2 protein-coding genes and 1 pseudogene are annotated in these 1,267 nt (G+C 38.4%); all 3 read right to left on the reverse strand.

Annotated features, from left to right (window positions below; all coding sequences use genetic code 11):
• Nucleotides 1–5: 5 nt before the first annotated feature.
• Nucleotides 6–317 carry a helix-turn-helix domain-containing protein gene (locus PSF16_RS14715; RefSeq protein WP_166697227.1) on the reverse strand — a complete coding sequence of 104 codons (312 nt, stop codon included), beginning with the start codon at nucleotides 315–317 and terminating at the stop codon, nucleotides 6–8.
• Nucleotides 310–654: a toxin gene (locus tag PSF16_RS14720; protein ID WP_272689532.1), complete on the reverse strand. Its 345-nt coding sequence runs from the start codon at nucleotides 652–654 to the stop codon at nucleotides 310–312. The genes PSF16_RS14715 and PSF16_RS14720 overlap by 8 nt, the downstream gene beginning before the upstream one ends.
• A gap of 307 nt (nucleotides 655–961) precedes the next feature.
• Nucleotides 962–1,267 (reverse strand): annotated as a pseudogene (locus PSF16_RS14725) (DUF2913 family protein); the annotation flags it as partial.

Here is a 1,267-nt window from a genome sequence, read left to right on the forward strand (position 1 = left end):
CCCCATTATAATCCAGCTAATTCATTTAAAGTATCAGGCCTTTTTTCTACCATTTTGAGCAGCAAGACAGCTTGTTTATTAGGTTTTGCAAGCCCTTGCTCCCAATTCTGCAATGTCGTAACTCCTGTATGTAAATACTGAGCAAAGACTGCTTGAGATAATTTTAATTTCTCTCGTATCGCTTTTACTTCGGTAGGTGTCATAGACAAAGGTTTCATGTTGATACGATGAGTCTTTAACGTTTTCTTTCCTTCGTTAAACTCACTCCACGCTACCATTCCTTCTTGGAGCTCAGAAAAAATATCACGTTTAGTCATCATTACTCCTTTTTTTAATCATATCTAACATCTTACTTAATTGCTCTCGCTGGCTTGTTGTTAGATCATCTGCAATGTTTTTACCGTAAATAGTGAATAACAAAAATTGTGATTTTTCTAAATGCCAATAATAAATTATTCGAGTACCACCACGTTTTCCTTTATTTCTTTTTGAGTCAAAAAATCGAACTTTCCGTAAACCACCTGTGTGTTGAATAACATCACCACATAATGGATTTTTTAATAGCATAATTTGAAAGCTTCGAAACTCATCATCTGTTAGATAACTTTCCCTATGCCGCTCAAAAGCAGGTAATTCTACAAACAACGCTTTCATACTTGTACCTAGATTTGTAGTTATCCCCATAATATACCCATTATGGGGATAGTCAATATTTGTGTTGCACTTTATGCTAATTTACTTATAGCCTTAGGGTGTACTTCCTCGCTATACGCCGTTTTCCGTGGATTTTGTCTAATCGGATAACCTAAATGCGATACTGATTAGGCGATAATTTAAAAGCGATAGCTACTGGCTCTGAGTCAATCCGTTACGGGTGGTGGTGGTCAAATAATACGCTAAACGTACAATAATTTCCGATCTCCAAACTGCCCCCTACATTATCGGATCTAACATTCATATTCTACCGTGATAGCAACAACGTATAGTGTGGTAAATTTTCATCGAACTGGCCGCAAAGATGGTGTTGTTTGATGACCTCGCTAAATTGTTCTTTATCACCCAGCACCCAAAAATTCACCGAGTTAACCTGTTTTCCCTCATCACTAAACCCTGCGGTTAAGGCAGATTGCGTGACATAGAAGGTGGGGGTTCCGGTTAGCATCGGTTTTTTCGTGATCAGTTTTTGCCAACGGTCATCACTGAGTACCACACTATCCCACCCTAAATCTTTGAGCAGCTCAGTCGCGTAGGTTAAGCGAAATAAATC

Source organism: Providencia sp. PROV033 (assembly GCF_028484855.1).
In the GTDB taxonomy this organism is placed as follows: Bacteria; Pseudomonadota; Gammaproteobacteria; order Enterobacterales; family Enterobacteriaceae; genus Providencia; species Providencia alcalifaciens.

Coding starts and splice junctions, on each gene's coding strand:
- PSF16_RS14720 (WP_272689532.1), bottom strand. CDS start 654: ATGAAAGCGTTGTTTGTAGAATTACCTGCTTTTGAGCGGCATAGGGAA.
- PSF16_RS14715 (WP_166697227.1), bottom strand. CDS start 317: ATGACTAAACGTGATATTTTTTCTGAGCTCCAAGAAGGAATGGTAGCG.